The 14,693-nt window shown below is 64.4% G+C and carries 17 protein-coding genes; 7 read left to right on the top strand and 10 right to left on the bottom strand.

Annotation, left to right across the window (positions count from 1 at the left end; translation table 11 throughout):
• Positions 1-107 precede the first annotated feature (107 nt).
• Both H0W65_RS06450 and H0W65_RS06445 read left to right on the top strand, forming a co-directional pair.
• Complete coding sequence (locus tag H0W65_RS06450; RefSeq protein WP_294005444.1) at positions 108-785, top strand: hypothetical protein; 678 nt, start codon at positions 108-110, stop codon at positions 783-785.
• Positions 786-799: 14 nt separating this feature from the next.
• Positions 800-1,300 carry an NUDIX hydrolase gene (locus H0W65_RS06445; protein ID WP_294005441.1) on the top strand — a complete coding sequence of 167 codons (501 nt, stop codon included), beginning with the start codon at positions 800-802 and terminating at the stop codon, positions 1,298-1,300.
• Here H0W65_RS06445 and H0W65_RS06440 read toward each other — a convergent pair.
• Both H0W65_RS06440 and H0W65_RS06435 read right to left on the bottom strand, forming a co-directional pair.
• Positions 1,288-1,956: a cyclic nucleotide-binding domain-containing protein gene (locus H0W65_RS06440; protein ID WP_294005438.1), complete on the bottom strand. Its 669-nt coding sequence runs from the start codon at positions 1,954-1,956 to the stop codon at positions 1,288-1,290. The genes H0W65_RS06445 and H0W65_RS06440 overlap by 13 nt on opposite strands.
• Before the next feature lie 7 nt (positions 1,957-1,963).
• Positions 1,964-3,034, bottom strand: a complete 1,071-nt coding sequence (locus H0W65_RS06435) for a phosphotransferase family protein (RefSeq protein ID WP_294005435.1) — start codon at positions 3,032-3,034, stop codon at positions 1,964-1,966.
• A gap of 69 nt (positions 3,035-3,103) precedes the next feature.
• Here H0W65_RS06435 and H0W65_RS06430 point away from each other — a divergent pair, with 69 nt between their 5' ends.
• The 4 genes from H0W65_RS06430 (at position 3,104) to H0W65_RS06415 (ending at position 6,894) form a co-directional block, all read left to right on the top strand.
• Complete coding sequence (locus H0W65_RS06430; protein ID WP_294005432.1) at positions 3,104-3,955, top strand: metallophosphoesterase; 852 nt, start codon at positions 3,104-3,106, stop codon at positions 3,953-3,955.
• Between the two features lie 61 nt (positions 3,956-4,016).
• Complete coding sequence (nadC, locus tag H0W65_RS06425; RefSeq protein ID WP_294005429.1) at positions 4,017-4,901, top strand: carboxylating nicotinate-nucleotide diphosphorylase; 885 nt, start codon at positions 4,017-4,019, stop codon at positions 4,899-4,901.
• 116 nt (positions 4,902-5,017) lie between these two features.
• Positions 5,018-6,424, top strand: coding sequence for a nitronate monooxygenase (locus H0W65_RS06420; protein ID WP_294005426.1), 1,407 nt, complete (start codon positions 5,018-5,020; stop codon positions 6,422-6,424).
• Positions 6,421-6,894 carry an SH3 domain-containing protein gene (locus H0W65_RS06415; RefSeq protein WP_294005424.1) on the top strand — a complete coding sequence of 158 codons (474 nt, stop codon included), beginning with the start codon at positions 6,421-6,423 and terminating at the stop codon, positions 6,892-6,894. Before H0W65_RS06420 ends, H0W65_RS06415 begins: the two co-directional genes overlap by 4 nt.
• A 125-nt stretch (positions 6,895-7,019) precedes the next feature.
• Here H0W65_RS06415 and H0W65_RS06410 read toward each other — a convergent pair whose 3' ends face one another.
• The 4 genes from H0W65_RS06410 to H0W65_RS06395 form a co-directional block, all read right to left on the bottom strand.
• Positions 7,020-7,466, bottom strand: a complete 447-nt coding sequence (locus tag H0W65_RS06410; RefSeq protein WP_294005422.1) for a hypothetical protein — start codon at positions 7,464-7,466, stop codon at positions 7,020-7,022.
• Between the two features lie 68 nt (positions 7,467-7,534).
• The gene (locus H0W65_RS06405; protein WP_294005420.1) at positions 7,535-7,927 is read right to left on the bottom strand and encodes a hypothetical protein; all 393 of its coding nucleotides are present in this window, start codon (positions 7,925-7,927) and stop codon (positions 7,535-7,537) included.
• Positions 7,924-9,111: an acetyl-CoA C-acyltransferase gene (locus H0W65_RS06400; RefSeq protein WP_294005418.1), complete on the bottom strand. Its 1,188-nt coding sequence runs from the start codon at positions 9,109-9,111 to the stop codon at positions 7,924-7,926. Before H0W65_RS06400 ends, H0W65_RS06405 begins: the two co-directional genes overlap by 4 nt.
• A gap of 146 nt (positions 9,112-9,257) precedes the next feature.
• Complete coding sequence (locus H0W65_RS06395) at positions 9,258-9,746, bottom strand: hypothetical protein (protein ID WP_294005417.1); 489 nt, start codon at positions 9,744-9,746, stop codon at positions 9,258-9,260.
• 180 nt (positions 9,747-9,926) lie between these two features.
• On the opposite strand from H0W65_RS06395, the gene H0W65_RS06390 reads away from it, so the two are divergent.
• Positions 9,927-11,084 (top strand): acyl-CoA dehydrogenase family protein, encoded by a 1,158-nt coding sequence (locus tag H0W65_RS06390; RefSeq protein WP_294005450.1) that lies wholly within the window; start codon positions 9,927-9,929, stop codon positions 11,082-11,084.
• Here the strand turns inward: H0W65_RS06390 and H0W65_RS06385 are convergent.
• From H0W65_RS06385 to H0W65_RS06370, 4 genes are all read right to left on the bottom strand, one after another.
• The gene (locus H0W65_RS06385) at positions 11,081-11,821 is read right to left on the bottom strand and encodes a DUF2182 domain-containing protein (protein ID WP_294005414.1); all 741 of its coding nucleotides are present in this window, start codon (positions 11,819-11,821) and stop codon (positions 11,081-11,083) included. The genes H0W65_RS06390 and H0W65_RS06385 overlap by 4 nt on opposite strands.
• Positions 11,821-12,453 carry a DUF1326 domain-containing protein gene (locus tag H0W65_RS06380; RefSeq protein WP_294005411.1) on the bottom strand — a complete coding sequence of 211 codons (633 nt, stop codon included), beginning with the start codon at positions 12,451-12,453 and terminating at the stop codon, positions 11,821-11,823. The genes H0W65_RS06385 and H0W65_RS06380 overlap by 1 nt, the downstream gene beginning before the upstream one ends.
• Before the next feature lie 238 nt (positions 12,454-12,691).
• The gene (locus H0W65_RS06375; protein ID WP_294005408.1) at positions 12,692-12,886 is read right to left on the bottom strand and encodes a hypothetical protein; all 195 of its coding nucleotides are present in this window, start codon (positions 12,884-12,886) and stop codon (positions 12,692-12,694) included.
• A gap of 163 nt (positions 12,887-13,049) precedes the next feature.
• Positions 13,050-14,693: M13 family metallopeptidase (locus H0W65_RS06370; RefSeq protein WP_294005404.1), on the bottom strand; the 1,644-nt coding region annotated here is incomplete at its 5' end.

Below are 14,693 nucleotides of genomic sequence, written 5' to 3'. Positions count from 1 at the left end.
GGTGGTGGCTGGGGCGGAGGAGGAGGCGGCGGCTGGGGAGGCGGCGGCGGTGGTGGCGGCTTTTCGGGCGGCGGCGGCTCGTTCGGCGGCGGCGGGGCGTCGGGGGGATGGTAGTGCGCAGGCTGAGCGAACAGGACCACGCCAAGGTCAGCTCGGCGATCGCGGCGGCCGAGGCGAAAAGCGACGGCGAGATTATCGCCATCGCCGCCGACCAGTCCGACGCCTACCATGACGTCGGGCTGCATTATGCGGTTCTGGTGTTGTTCCTGGTCCTCGCCTTTTTCGCGGCCTGGCCGGACCAGCTTGAGACTTGGTGGACGCGGTTGATGGGCTGGTCGGCCGAGCCGAGCCCGCGCGAGCTACTGACGCTGCTGCTTGGCATCGCCCTGCTCAAATTTCTCGTTGTGCTGTTCATCCTCAAATGGCGGCCGCTCCGGCTCCTTCTCACTCCAGGCGCAACCAAGACGCGGCGGGTGCGGCGGCGGGCGGTGATGCTGTTCAAGACCGGGGCCGAGCGGCGCACGATCGGGCGCACCGGCATCCTCATCTATCTGTCGATGGCCGAGCGCCGAGCGGAGATCGTCGGCGACGAGGCGATCACCGCGGTGACCACCCCTGAAACCTGGGGCGAGGCGATGGCGGCGCTGCTGGTCGAGGTGAAGGCGGGGCGGCCAGGCGACGGCATCGTCGCCGCGGTGGCGCTGATCGGCGAAGTGCTGGCGACACATTTCCCCAAGAGCGGCGAAGACACCAACGAGATCCCGGACAAGCTGATCGAGCTTTGACCCAGCCCGAGGTTATGTGGGAAGGCCGCTTTATCAGCGCGGTTCGCGACGGGCGGTGGGAGTATGTCAGGCGGGCGCGAAACATTCGCGCGGTCGTCATCCTCGCCGAAACCGACGAGGGGGAGGTGCTGCTGGTCGAACAGAAACGTGTGCCGATCGGGCGGCGCTGCCTGGAATTGCCGGCCGGGCTAATCGGCGACGATGACGGCGGGGAAAGCGACACGGTCGAGGCCGCGGCGATGCGCGAGCTCGAGGAAGAGACCGGATTTCGCGCCCAGCGCATCGAGCGACTAAGCGATTTCTATTCGTCGCCGGGCATGGTCTCCGAAGGGTTTACCCTGGTCCGGGCGCACGGCTTGGTTTGCGTCGGGGAGGGCGGCGGCACGGGACATGAGCAGATCGTCGTTCATCGCGTCCCGCGCGCGGCGGTCGCCGAATTCGTCGAAGCGAAACGCCGCGAGGGCGTCGGCATCGACGTCAAACTGCTGCTTTTTCTAGGTGCTTACCTCGGCTGAGGATCGTCGGCGGCGGCGCGATTCATCGCTTCCAGCTTGCCGCGAAGGCTTATGTTGAAGCTATGTTCGAGCGCATGGCGGGCATCGGGATTGGCGGCGAGATAGGCATTGAGCGCGGGTCCCGGCGCGCACCAGAAGCGCGATGGCGCGCTGAGCGTCACGGTCGCGGTCGCCAGTGCATCGCCCAGCACCGTCGCTTCGCCGATCAGCTGCCCCGCGTCGAGCCGCGCGACCAATCGGTCGTGGGCGTGGACATCAGCCCGGCCGTCGGCGAGGAAGTAGAGTTGGCCGGCGCGCTCGCCCTCACGGGTGAGCACGTCGCCCTCGCGCCCATCCATCCACATGCCCTGGTCGAGCATCCGTCGTGCCTGCGAACGGCTAAGCTCCGCCAAGGGCCCGTCGAGCATCGCCCGATCATCGTCTGAGAACCGCGCCACGCGATTGGCCGCCAGCACGCTGGCCGCTTGGACGCCGGCGACGACCAGGATCAGGAAGGGCAGGACCGTCGCCAACAGCCCATGCTGCGACAGGCCGTAGAACAGGCCGATCGCCCCGGCGAGCCCGATTAGCAGATGATTGGCGAGCCGCGACCGCACCAGTAGCGCGGCCAGCACGGCCGCGAAGATCGCGATGTAGAGGGTAAGCATGCCAGTCATCGCCGCGTCATAGCCCAGTCGCGCGTGCTTGGGCGAGGGCAAGATCGGCCAGCGGCTCGAGCCGGTCGACCATCGCCGCGGCGTGCGATGACGACGCGCTGCCGCGCACGACACGTCCCTTAATCCCGTGAATAATGGCCGCCAGGCGGAACATCACAAACGCCGCCAGATAATCGATATCGGGCAAATGATCGCGCCCGGTCCGGCGGCAATAGGCCGCGACATACTCTTCCTCGTTGGGAATGCCGAGCGCGCCGACGTCCATTCCGCCGAGCCCGGAGAACAGCGTCGCCGGCATTCGGTACATCATCAGATGATAGACGAAGTCAGCGGCCGGATCGCCGAGCGTCGACAATTCCCAATCGAGCACCGCCACGACCTCCGGGCGGTCGGCGGCGAAAATCATATTGTCGCAGCGAAAATCGCCATGGACGATGCGCGCGCCGCCGCGATCGGGCGGCACATGCTTGCCCAGCCAGTCGACCAGCGCGTCCATTTGCGGCAGGCGGCCGGCCTCGGCATCGCCGAGATACTGCCTCGACCAGCGCGCGACCTGGCGTTCGACGAAACCTGTCGCCCGGCCATAGTCGCCCAGACCGATCGCGGCGGGATCGAAGCTGTGCAGCGCGGCGATGGTCGCGTTCATCGCATCGAAATGGGCCGCTCGGTCCTCGCGCGGCACATCGGGAAAATGCGCCTCCCACACGATCCGGCCCTCGACCATGTCCATGACGAAAAAGGGCGTGCCGATCACGCTTTCATCCTCGCACAGCCCGTGGACGCGGGGGACGGGGAAGCCGTGCCGCCCGAGCGCGCTCATCACTCGCGCCTCGCGCTCGACGGCGTGCGCGCCGGCTACCAATTTGCCGGGCGGCTTGCGCCGAAGCACGAAGGCGCCCCCCGATGGCGTGTCGAGGCGGTAGGTCGGATTCGACTGGCCGCCCTTGAACTGGCTGACGCTCAGCGGTCCGGCGAAGTCCGCGACGTGGTTCTCGATCCACGCCTCAAGCGCTGCAATATCGAAGCGCAGCCGCTCGGCGACCTCGCGCGTTCCGCTATTGGCCTCGGTTCGGTCCATTCGTCGAGCGTAGAGCGGCTTTTGACGTGTGCAAGCTGAACGATGCGCCGCGTCCGGCGTTGTCGCGCCATGGCCAGCTTTGTTCATCTTTCCGACCTCCACTTCGGGGCGCACGACCCGCGGCTGGTCGAGGCGGTTGAGCGCCGCGTCGACGAGGCGAAACCCGATCTCGTCGTGATCAGCGGCGACTTTACCCAGCGCGCGCGGACGGAGCAGTTCGAGGAGGCCTGCGCGTTTCTGACGCGGCTCAAGGATGCCGGTCACGAAGTGCTGGCAGTGCCCGGCAACCATGATGTCCCGCTGTACGACGTGCTGCGCCGCTTCCTCTCGCCGCTGACCCGATACAAGCGCTACATCGACCAATCCCTGTGCCCGTTCATCGAGATCGGCGGGGCGGCGGTGCTGGGCATCAACACCGCCCGCTCGCTGACTTTCAAGAATGGCCATGTCAGCCATGAGCAAATGGACTTCATTCGCGAAACCTTCGCCAGGACCGATCCCGATCAGCCGCGCATCCTGGTCACCCATCATCCGCTATTCGCGCTGCCGGTCGGCGACGGGCCGGAGCTTGGTCATCTGATGGACGATCAGCAGGACGCGCTGTCGGCGATTGCGGAGGCCGGGGTGGATTTGCTGCTGGCCGGGCATAATCATCGCGCCTCGGTTGGCGAGGCGAGCCAGTTGGTCCATGGCGCCGGCAAGGCACTGGTGGTCCAGGCCGGCACCGCCACTTCGACCCGCACCCGCGACGAGGCGCAAAGCTTCAACCGCATCGAGATCGACGGCAGCGGCGTTCGGGTCACCGTCCTGTTGTGGAACGGCGAGGACTTCGTCGACAGCGACAGCGAATTCTTCGAGCGGCACCAGGGCCACTGGAAACTGGCCAGCGGCGAGCCGGTCCAGGAAGCGCCGTCCGCCTGACCTTGCCGAGCGAAGCGTGATGCGGGTAGGGGGCGGGTCGCCAGGCGGGGGATCAGATCAGGTGACGACGGCCGAAGACCAGGCGATCAAGCTGCCCAATTTCGACTTAGGCGAGTTCGTTCGCCGGGTGCTGGCCGAGGATCTCGGGACCGGCGGCGATGTTACCTCGAATGCAACGATAGGGCCTGACGCCCGCTTCACCGCCGAGATCAACTGCCGCCAGCCGATCGTCGTCGCCGGCCTCGACATCGCCATCGCCTTCTTTCGCGCGCTAGACGGGGAAGTCCGGATCGAGCGGCTGGTCAAGGACGGTGACGCGGTCGGCGCCGGGACCGTCCTTCTCCGCCTCGACGGCAACGCCCGCGCGCTGCTGGCGGCCGAGCGCAGCGCGCTCAACACGCTCCAGCATTTGTCGGGTATCGCCACGCTGACCCGCAGCTATGTCGAGGCGATCGCCGGGACTGGCGCGACCTTGCTCGACACTCGCAAGACCATCCCTGGCCTGCGCCTGCTCGCCAAATATGCGGCGCGGATGGGTGGGGCTGAGAACCACCGCCTGCGGATGGATGACGGCCTGCTGATCAAGGACAATCACGTCGGGGTTGCCGGCGGAGTCGCCGAGGCAGTCCGCGCCGCCCGCGCCGCCGACACCGGGCTGATGGTTCAGGTCGAGGTCGACCGTATCGACCAGATCGAACCGGCGCTCGCCGCCGGCGCGGAACGCCTGCTGCTCGACAATATGAGCAACGACGAATTGCGCGCAGCGGTCGCGCTGGTCGCCGGCCGCGTCCCGCTCGAAGCGTCGGGCGGGGTCAACCTCGACACCATCCGCGGCATCGCCGAAACCGGGGTCGACTATATCTCTGTCGGACGCATCACCCAGTCGGCCCCGGCGGTCGATATCGGGCTGGATTACGCGTTGAGCGGGACGAACGGTCAGTTATGAACGCCATGTTCATGACCGAAGCGGGCCGGGCAGCGATGTCAGGCCCGTGTTTTTTTCAAAGCAAAACCGCCGAACGCCGTATATGAGCGTTGAGAGGCCAATTAGGAGAGGCACGAGTGTTCAAGGGGTTGAAACCCATCCTCTATGGTGGCCGCGAAGTGTGGCCGCTGGTCGAAGGCGGCAAGGGCGTCAGCGCCACGAACCATATGAGCTCTGGCGCTTGGGCGGCGGCCGGGGGTATCGGCACGGTGTCGGCGGTCAACGCCGACAGCTTCGATGCCGAAGGTCGTATCATCCCCCAAGTTTATCAGTCGCTTACCCGCAAGGAGCGGCATGAGGAACTGATTCAATATGGCATCGACGGCGCCGTCGCCCAGGTCGAACGCGCCTATGAAATCGCGAATGGCAATGGCGCCATCAATATTAACGTGTTGTGGGAAATGGGCGGCGCCCAGCCGATCCTCCACGGCGTTCTCGAACGCACCCGTGGCAAGGTCGCGGGGGTCACCTGCGGCGCCGGCATGCCCTACAAGCTGTCCGAAATCGCCGCCTCCTACGGGGTTTACTATTTGCCGATCATCAGCTCCGGCCGGGCGTTCCGGGCGTTGTGGAAGCGGGCCTATTCTAAGGCGGCCGAATGGCTCGGCGCGGTCGTCTATGAGGACCCGTGGCTGGCCGGCGGGCATAATGGCCTGAGCAACGCCGAGGATCCCCGCGTGCCCCAGGATCCCTATCCACGGGTTGCCGAGCTTCGCGCCGTCATGCGCGAAGGCGGCATTTCCGATGATCTGCCAATCGTCATGGCCGGAGGTGTGTGGCGGCTCGACGAATGGGATAACTGGATCAACAATTCCGAGCTTGGGAGCATCATGTTCCAGTTCGGCACCCGTCCGCTGCTAACCCAGGAAAGCCCGATCCCGCCGGGCTGGAAGGCGCGGTTGATGACGCTGGAGGAGGGCGACATCTTGCTCCACCGTTTCAGCCCGACCGGCTTCTATTCTTCTGCGGTCCTCAATCCGTTCCTGCGCAACCTCGAAGGGCGCAGTGAACGCCAGATCGCGTTCACCAAGGAGCATGTCGGCGACCACGCATTCGCGCTCGATGTCGGCATCGGCACGCGCAAGAATTACTGGGTAACGAAGGGCGATTTGCAGCATGCGCGCGAATGGCATGGCGCCGGCTACACCGAGGCGATCAAGACGCCCGACGACACGCTGATCTTTGTAACCCCCGAGGAACAGAAGCAGATCCGCAAGGACCAGGCCGATTGCATGGGCTGCCTGTCGCAATGCGCCTTTTCGAGCTGGGCCGAAAATGAGAAGAATTCGACCGGTCGGCTTGCGGATTCGCGCAGTTTCTGCATCCAGAAGACGCTTCAGGACATCGCCCATGGGGGGCCGACCGAGGAAAACCTCATGTTCGCCGGTCACTCCGCCTTCCGTTTCAAGTCCGACCCATTTTACTCGAACGGCTTCGTCCCGACCGTAAAGCAACTCGTCGACCGCATCCTGACGGGGGCATGATGCGACGCTTGATCGGAGCGGCGCTGCTTTGTCTGGCGACGGTCGCGAGCGCTCAGGATAAGAAGCCGCCCTATTGGGCGTCGATCGCCAGCGGCGAGGCGATGATGCGGTCGGGGCCGGGTCGCAACTATCCCGGCACCTGGCTCTACAAGCGCCGTGACCTGCCGATCCGCGTCGTCCAGACCTATCCCAACTGGCGCAAGATCGAAGATCCCGACGGCCAGAAAGGGTGGATGCTGGTCACGCTGCTCAGCGACCGCCGCACGGCGATCATCCGACCCGGCGGCACGCGCGACGTCCACATCAAGCCCGACACGCGATCACCGGTCCGCTATCGCGCCGAAGCTGGCGTGGTCGGCCGGATCGAGCAATGCGACGCGGCCTGGTGCCACATTCAAGTCGGGAATCGCAACGGCTTCATCGCGCGCGCCGACATTTGGGGTCTGGACCCCGGCGAACGCGTCGAGTGAGCCTTGCGAACAGGGGACAGGAAACAAGCGCTAGCGAGCGGTGGTCAATTACGACTTCGCACGAACTCGCTTGATCCTGTCCTGGCTCTCTCACGCTGAAGGAGAGAGCCAGGCCATAATCCCGTCTATGGCGCAACGGCGGCGGGAACAGCCATATACGCGACCCGCTTGACCGCCAGCTTTTTGCCCTTGTCGCTGGTCGTATTGAGTGTCGCTCCAACCGCCGTCTCGGTGGTCGTCCAGCATTCCGGGCCCATCTTGTCCATCGCGCTGGTGAAGCATACCTTGCCGTCGACCATCGCCGCCGTGCCATGGTCGATATGCTTGTCGCCGGACCAGGCAACATAATTGCCGCTGGCATCGACCGTCTCCGTCATCGGCTTGCCGTCCTCGGTGAATTCCCAAGTCGTTTCGTTGATCTGGAATGCGGCCGGCATCGCCATGGCGTTCGCATCCATCGCATTACCGTCCATCGCCATATTGTTGTCGGCCATGTTCGAATCGGCCGTCTTGGCCGGCTTGTTGCATGCCACGAGCGCCAGCACGGCCAGTGAAGTCATCACGATCCGCATGTCTCTCTCCCTGTTTTTATCGTTGGAGAGCGTTGCGTAGCAGCTTTGACGATCGAATTAAATTCTCGTCAATCGAAAAGCTCCATCGCCATCGCGGCAAGAGCGCACAGTCCGGTCAGGGTGAGCGGCGGCCAGCCGACATGCCGGCCGCGACTGCCGATCGCATCCCAGATTCCGGCAACCGTGAAGACGACGCCGGTCATAGCCAAACCGATGGGCCGAGCCAAATCGGGTATCCAGGCCCAAGCGAACAGGATTGAGGCCAGCACCAGGCCGATGCCGCTGGTGAGATGCCAGGCGAAGGGTACGATAAAGCGGGCGAGGGGGCGTTTCATGACGCCTGCTCCGTCCTCAAGGAGCGGACCGATCAGTCGCCGTTGCCCAAGGATCGAATGGACCAGCATGGTCGCGACGATCAGCAACGACGCCAGCGTTAGCGCACCTTGCTGCGCGATGTTCACACCAATTCCACCGCCATCGCCGTCGCTTCTCCGCCGCCGATGCACAGGCTCGCGATGCCCCGCTTGAGGCCGCGATTCTGCAGGGCGGCGATCAGAGTGGCGAGGATGCGCGCGCCGCTGGCGCCTATCGGATGGCCGAGCGCGGTAGCGCCGCCGTTGACGTTGATCTTGTCGTGCGGGATGCCGAGGTCGTGCATCGCGATCATCGCGACGCAGGCGAACGCCTCGTTGACCTCGAACAGGTCGACATCGTCCTTACTCCACCCCGCCCGGGCCATCGCCTTCTGCAAGGCGGGGACCGGGGCAGTGGTGAACTTGGCCGGCTCGTGGGCATGCGCGGCATGGGCGACGACTCGCGCTACCGGGGTCAGGCCGAGCCTGTCCGCGACCGACTGTCTGGTCATTACCAGCGCGGCCGCGCCGTCGGAAATCGACGAAGCGTTGGCGGCGGTGATCGTGCCATCTTTGGCGAAGGCTGGCTTCAGCGTTGGGATCTTGCCGGGATTGGCCTTGCCCGGTTGCTCGTCGGTCGAGACGATTTCGTCGCCCTTGCGGCCTGTTATCGTCACCGCGACGATCTCGCGCTCGAATGCGCCGCTGTCGATCGCGGCATTGGCGCGCCTGAGGCTTTCGATCGCATAATCGTCCTGCGCCTCGCGGCTGAACTGATAGTCTCGGCTCGCTTCTTCGGCGAAGCTGCCCATCAGGCGGCCGGGCTCATAGGCATCCTCCAGCCCGTCGAGGAACATATGGTCCTTCAGCATATCGTGGCCAATGCGCGCACCGCCGCGATGCTTGTGGCTGAGATAGGGCGCGTTGGTCATCGACTCCATGCCGCCCGCGACGATCATGTCGGCGCTGCCCGCGGCGAGCGTATCGGCGGCCATGATCGCCGCCTGCATGCCCGATCCGCACATTTTGTTGACGGTCGTCGCTTCGACCGAGCGTGGCAGCCCCGCGCCCAGCGCAGCCTGCCGCGCCGGGGCTTGGCCGAGCCCGGCCGGTAGTACGCAACCCATGTAGATTTTCTCGACCGCCTCACCGTCGATCCCGGCGCGCTCGACTGCCGCTCTAACGGCCGCCGCGCCCAGTTGCGTCGCCGAAGCGCCCGACAGTGCCCCCTGGAAAGCGCACATCGGCGTTCGGGCGTAGGACAGGATAACAATCGCGTCGGGGGTGCTCATCGGGTGCTTGCTCCAACGTTAGGTCGGAGGAGCACATAGGCTGACCGCTTCGACTGTTCAATTCGCCCTGATCGAGAGGCCCCCTATTCACAAAGCCCAGAAGCCCGACTTGTCGCCCCTGCCCGTTTCCTGACCTGCCAAGGAATTCAGGCGGTGCGCTCGACCTCCGTTACCCGCTCTCCGAGCGGCGCCATCGCGCGATAGGCATAGCCCAGCACCAGCCCGTACATGGCATGGGCGAAGATCGAAACGGCGCCACGCGCCATGGCGAACCAGGGAAACACCGCCGTCATTCCATAAAAATGGAAAGCGTAGATCGCCAGGCCCAAGCCCAAGCCCGCGATCGCGGAGGCCGTCAACGACCAGCGCGCCATGTCGGCAATCATTGCGAAGACGATCCCGATCAGGATCGACAATGTGAAGTGGACGAGCATCGCCACAAGGAAGATGGTGAGGTCGAAGGTTGCGGGCGGGGGCAGCACGCCCTTGCCCATGGCGATCGCCGCGATCATTCGCGGCGGACCCCATGGGCTCTCGCCGCCGACCGTCGCGACCAGCACCATTTCGAGCGTCATGAAGACGATTCCGGCGATGATGCCGGCCTTGGCTGCGGCCGAGAAATTGATGCGGGTCATTCGGGATGCCTCCTTTGGGAAGAGCGAGCTTACATTCTCCTCGGTTGGGTTCGCCGGTCCGCGGCTTCGAGTTACATTCACCCGGTGATATCCGGGCCAACAATTGCGGCGCCTGTCTTGTTCCCGCCGCGACCGCTCTGCTAGTCGCCGCTGGAACAGGAGACGCTTCCGATGACCGACATGCCCGGCCTCGATTTCAACCTTGGCGAGATGGCGGATGCGATCCGCGACACGACCCAGCGTTTTGCGACCGACAAGATCGCGCCGATCGCCGCCGAGATCGACGCAGCCGACCGCTTCCCGATCGAGCTGTGGCCGCAGATGGGCGCGCTCGGGTTGCATGGCATTACCGTCGAGGAGGATTGGGGCGGGCTCGGGCTCGGTTATCTCGAACATGTCGTCGCGCAGGAGGAAGTGGCGCGGGCGTCAGCCTCTGTCGGGCTTTCATACGGCGCCCATTCCAACCTGTGCATCAACCAGGTCCGCCGCTGGGCCAACGAGGAGCAGAAGCGCAAATATCTCCCCAAGCTGATTTCGGGCGAGCATGTCGGCGCGCTGGCGATGAGCGAAGCCGGCGCGGGGAGCGATGTCGTGTCGATGAAGCTTCGCGCCGACAAGTCGGGCAATGGCTACCGTCTCAACGGTACCAAATATTGGATCACCAACGCCGAATATGCCGATACGCTGGTGGTCTATGCCAAGACCGGTGCCAATGACGACAAGCCCAGCCGCGGCATCACTACCTTCCTGATCGAGAAGGGTATGGAAGGCTTTTCGATCGGGCAGAAGATCGACAAGTGCGGGATGCGCGGATCGCCGACCAGCGAACTGGTGTTTGACGATTGTTTCGTCCCCGCCGAGCAAGTGATGGGGCCGGAGAATGGTGGCGTCGGCGTGCTGATGAGCGGGCTCGATTACGAACGCACCGTCCTCGCCGGAATCCAGCTTGGCATCATGCAGGCGTGCCTCGACGTGGTCGTTCCGTTCGTCCGCGAGCGCAAGCAGTTCGGGCAAGCCATCGGCAGCTTCCAGCTGATCCAGGCCAAGGTCGCCGACATGTACGTCGCGCTCAATTCGGCGCGCGCCTATGTCTATGCGGTCGCGAAGAATTGCGACGCCGGACGGACCACGCGGTTCGATGCTGCGGGCGCGATCCTGCTCGCCAGCGAAAGCGCGTTCAAGGTCGCGGGCGAGGCGGTGCAGGCATTGGGCGGCGCGGGCTACACCAAGGACTGGCCGGTCGAACGCTTCATGCGCGACGCCAAGCTGCTCGACATCGGCGCCGGCACTAACGAAATCCGCCGCATGCTGATCGGGCGTGAGATCATCGGGGCTTAAAGGCGGACCAAGAGGATCGCGCCACAGCCGATCAGTAGCGGCGCGGTGAAGCGGGGCAGCCGGTGACCGAACGGAAGCAGTTTCTCGGCGGCGACGAGCAAGGTCAGCGCTGCGACCCAAACGAGGTTCATTACTCCGCCAGCGAACAACAGGAGCATCAGCGCCCAGCAGCAGCCGACGCACCAGCTACCGTGAAGCAGGCCGATCGTGAGCGGGCTCGCGCGATGGTGTCGGGCGATGAACTCGGCCGGGTTGCGGCAATGGGCGAGGCAGGCCTGTTTCGGCGGAGTGAGTTGATAGAATCCCGCGGCGATCAAAAGCCCCGCCGTCAGTGATCGGCTCGACGCGCCCATCGTCATCGCGTCGACCAGCCCGGATTGTTGCAGGCCAAACTGGAGGCCGGTCGCCAAAAGCGAAAATAACCCCCAGGCCGTAAGGTAGCCAATCAGAAACGGAGCCGCGCCGCCGGAGCGGCCCTGGCGACGGGCCGCGTGTCCATAAAGGAGGACGATGGGTGAGGCCGACGGCAGCATCATCGCGACCATCATCACGGCCCACATCGACCAGGTCAGTCCAAAGTGCGCCGAATCCCAACTCATCGCCGCCATCGGTTCGCCCGAACGATGCATGCCGGCTCCAGCGAGCAACCAGCCCCATGCCAGCAGGGCGAGCACAATGAGCGCGACGATGGTCACCGTACGCGAATGGCGGAATAATCCGACCGCGCGGGCTTCCATCAGGCGCGCACGACTCCATGGCTATCGAGATTGAGATGCGCGAACTGGCCATAGCTGTTGGCCAGTTCGACCGGCACCGGACCGGTCGCGCTGCTTGATGCCGAACCGATGTCGGCAAAGATATATTCGAATCCGTCGGGCAAATGGATCTGCGCACGGATTTCGCGCCCGTCGACCGGACTCTTGATCGGTTCACCGCTCATGTCGATCTGGCCGGCGATCCGCAGGTGGCCCTTGCGTCCATCGGGATCTACTTCGAAATCAATCGGCACGAATTGTGGTTCGTGCATCGTTTCGACGGTAGAGAAGAACACGGCGAACATCGTCGCCATCGGATCGGTTTCGCCACCGGTCATGATGGTCAGCAAGGCACCACGCTGCGCCTCGTCCGCGCGTTCGTCGACATAGGCGACGCATTGACCATGGCCTTCGTGGATCGCGCCCGGCCATTTGAACACAGCCGCAATGGCGAGGCCTGACAGGTCCGTGTCGCCGAATTTCCCTTCGTCGATCCGCATGCCGAACACGGCATGGCAATGTGTCTTGTCGGGAAGACCGCCGAACTGGCAGTTGCAGCCATAGTCGCAGCTGCAGTTGACCAGCTGTCGACCCTTCAGGTTCCAGTAGGTCATGCGCGCCTCCGTTGACTGACCGCCGAGATTAGCATGACCGGCGGACAGGCGCAATTTAGGGGCTCCGCACAAGGGTCGACAATCGGTTTTGCCAAGGTCGAGGCGCGGTCCAGTTGTTGGGCGGTGGCCAAACAGCTGCCAGCACGGGCGGCGTGCTACTCGAAGCACCCCGCCCGCGGTTCCTGATTTCCGTTAGAGTTAGGTCCGCGGGTGCCCAAACTTGCAGAGGGCCATCGCCTCAATCTCCAGCGCAGTGATGGTAAGGCGTCATATAGGCTGTCGGTCTTAGATGCATGAGCGCCTGAGATTTGTAGTAGCACATATCAAAAGTATCGCTGGTCCCGGCAGGTTCCAGGTTGCGGGTCGGCGGATAGGCCAAAGCCGCAGCGGGGATAGAAGCAATCAGTAGTATCTGTATGATCTGACGCATCATCGTCGAGGTCCTTCCTTGTTTAGGGAGGACGTACTCAACCGATGGCGGATAACCGCGACTTGCGGTTGCTTCCAATGTGGATGCAATTGCCATGTACAGGCATCGTAACGACGCTCGCTTCGCTCCGCTTTCGTTACGCCCGGCGGCTCAGGCTACCAAACCTTCACTCGCTGTTCGGGTGCCAGGTATAATTTCTCCCCGGGCTGGACGTTGAACGCCTTGTACCAGGCGTCGAGGTGCGGACCGTTAGCGCGCGGTACTGGCCAGGGGCGTGACCGTCGGTGGCGATGCGGGCTTTGAGGGCTTCGTCGCGCATCTTGGTTGCCCAGCTTTGCGCAAAGGCGATGAAGAAGCGCTGGTCGCCGGTCAGACCGTCGATCACCGGCAATTCCTTGCCATTGAGCGATGCGCGATAGGCTTCGTAGGAGGCGGTGAGGCCGGCGACGTCGGCGATATTCTCGCCCAGCGTCAGCTTGCCGTTAACGTGGACGCCGGGGAACGGAGTGTAGCCGCTGTATTGCGCCGACAGCGCGTCGCCCGACTTGGTGAAGCGCGCGAAGTCGGCCGGGGACCACCAGTTGCGCAAGCGGCCGGTGGCGTCGAACAGAGCACCATTATTGTCGAAGCTGTGGCTGATCTCATGGCCGATGACGCCGCCGATCGCGCCATAGTTGAACGCCGGGTCGGCCTTGGGGTCGAAGAACGGCCGGACGAGGATCGCCGCCGGGAAGTTCAACGCATTCTGCACCGGCAGGTTGACCGCGTTGACTAGTTGCGGCGGCATCCACCATTCGGCGCGGTCCATCGGCTTGCCGATCTTGGCGATCTGCTGGCGGTAATCGGCGAGGCTCGCCGCCTTCGCGTTGGCGTAGGCGTCGGTCGGGCTGATCGCCACCGACGAATAATCCTGCCAGTTGTCGGGATAGCCGACGCCGACGACGATCGTCCGGACCTTCTTTAGCGCCTCGGCTTTGGTTGCCGGCGCCATCCAGTCGAGACCTTCGACCCGCTTGGCGAAGGCGCCCTTGATGCCCTCGACCATGCCCTGGATTTCACTCTTGGCCGAGGCCGGGAAATATTTCTCGACATAGGCCTTGCCGAACGCGCCCTCGAGGGCGTTGCTGGCGGCGTTGAGCGCCTGCTTGTCGCGCGGGCGCTGCTGCGGCGTGCCGTTGAGCGCGGTGCCATTAAAGGCGAAACTGGCGTCGCGGATCGCCGCGGGCAGGACGTTGGCGCGCTGGTTCAATGTGTGGAACGCCAGCCAGTCCTTCCACGCGTCGAGCGGTTCCGATCCGACAAGCGCGGCGAGCTTTGGAATCGCGCCGCCATGATAGGCCTGAAACTTCTGTACGCCGCCGAGCTGCGCCGCCCCAAGCAGCGCGCCCCAGTCGATGCCGGGCGCCTTGGCCTCCAGATCCTGACGCGACCATATTTGGGCGCCCTTGGCGAAATCCTCGCTCTCCTCGCGCGTCGCGTGGGCGCGGGCGATCTTGGTTTCGAGGTCGACGATCCGCTGTGCCGCGGCGGCTGAATTTTGGTTTCCGGCGGCGGCCATCACCTTGGTGACATAATCCTTATATTTGGTCCGCAGCCCCGCCTTGTCGGCATCGCCGGCCAAATAATATTCGCGCTCGGGCATGCCGAGGCCGCCCTGCATCAGATAAGGCAGCGTTTCGCCGGGGGTGCTGAGGCCCTGCGTGACGAACACGCCGAACAGATTGTCGGTACGGTAGTTGGTGGCGTTCAGGGGATCGACGTCGGCGCGGATGGTCGATCCGATCGCGGCGGACAGCGCGCGCTTGTCGGC

This window comes from Sphingomonas sp. (assembly GCF_013816785.1).
Taxonomy (GTDB): domain Bacteria; phylum Pseudomonadota; class Alphaproteobacteria; order Sphingomonadales; family Sphingomonadaceae; genus Sphingomicrobium.
The sequence above is the reverse complement of the archived record's forward strand: the minus strand, read 5'-3'. Positions and strand labels throughout refer to the sequence as shown.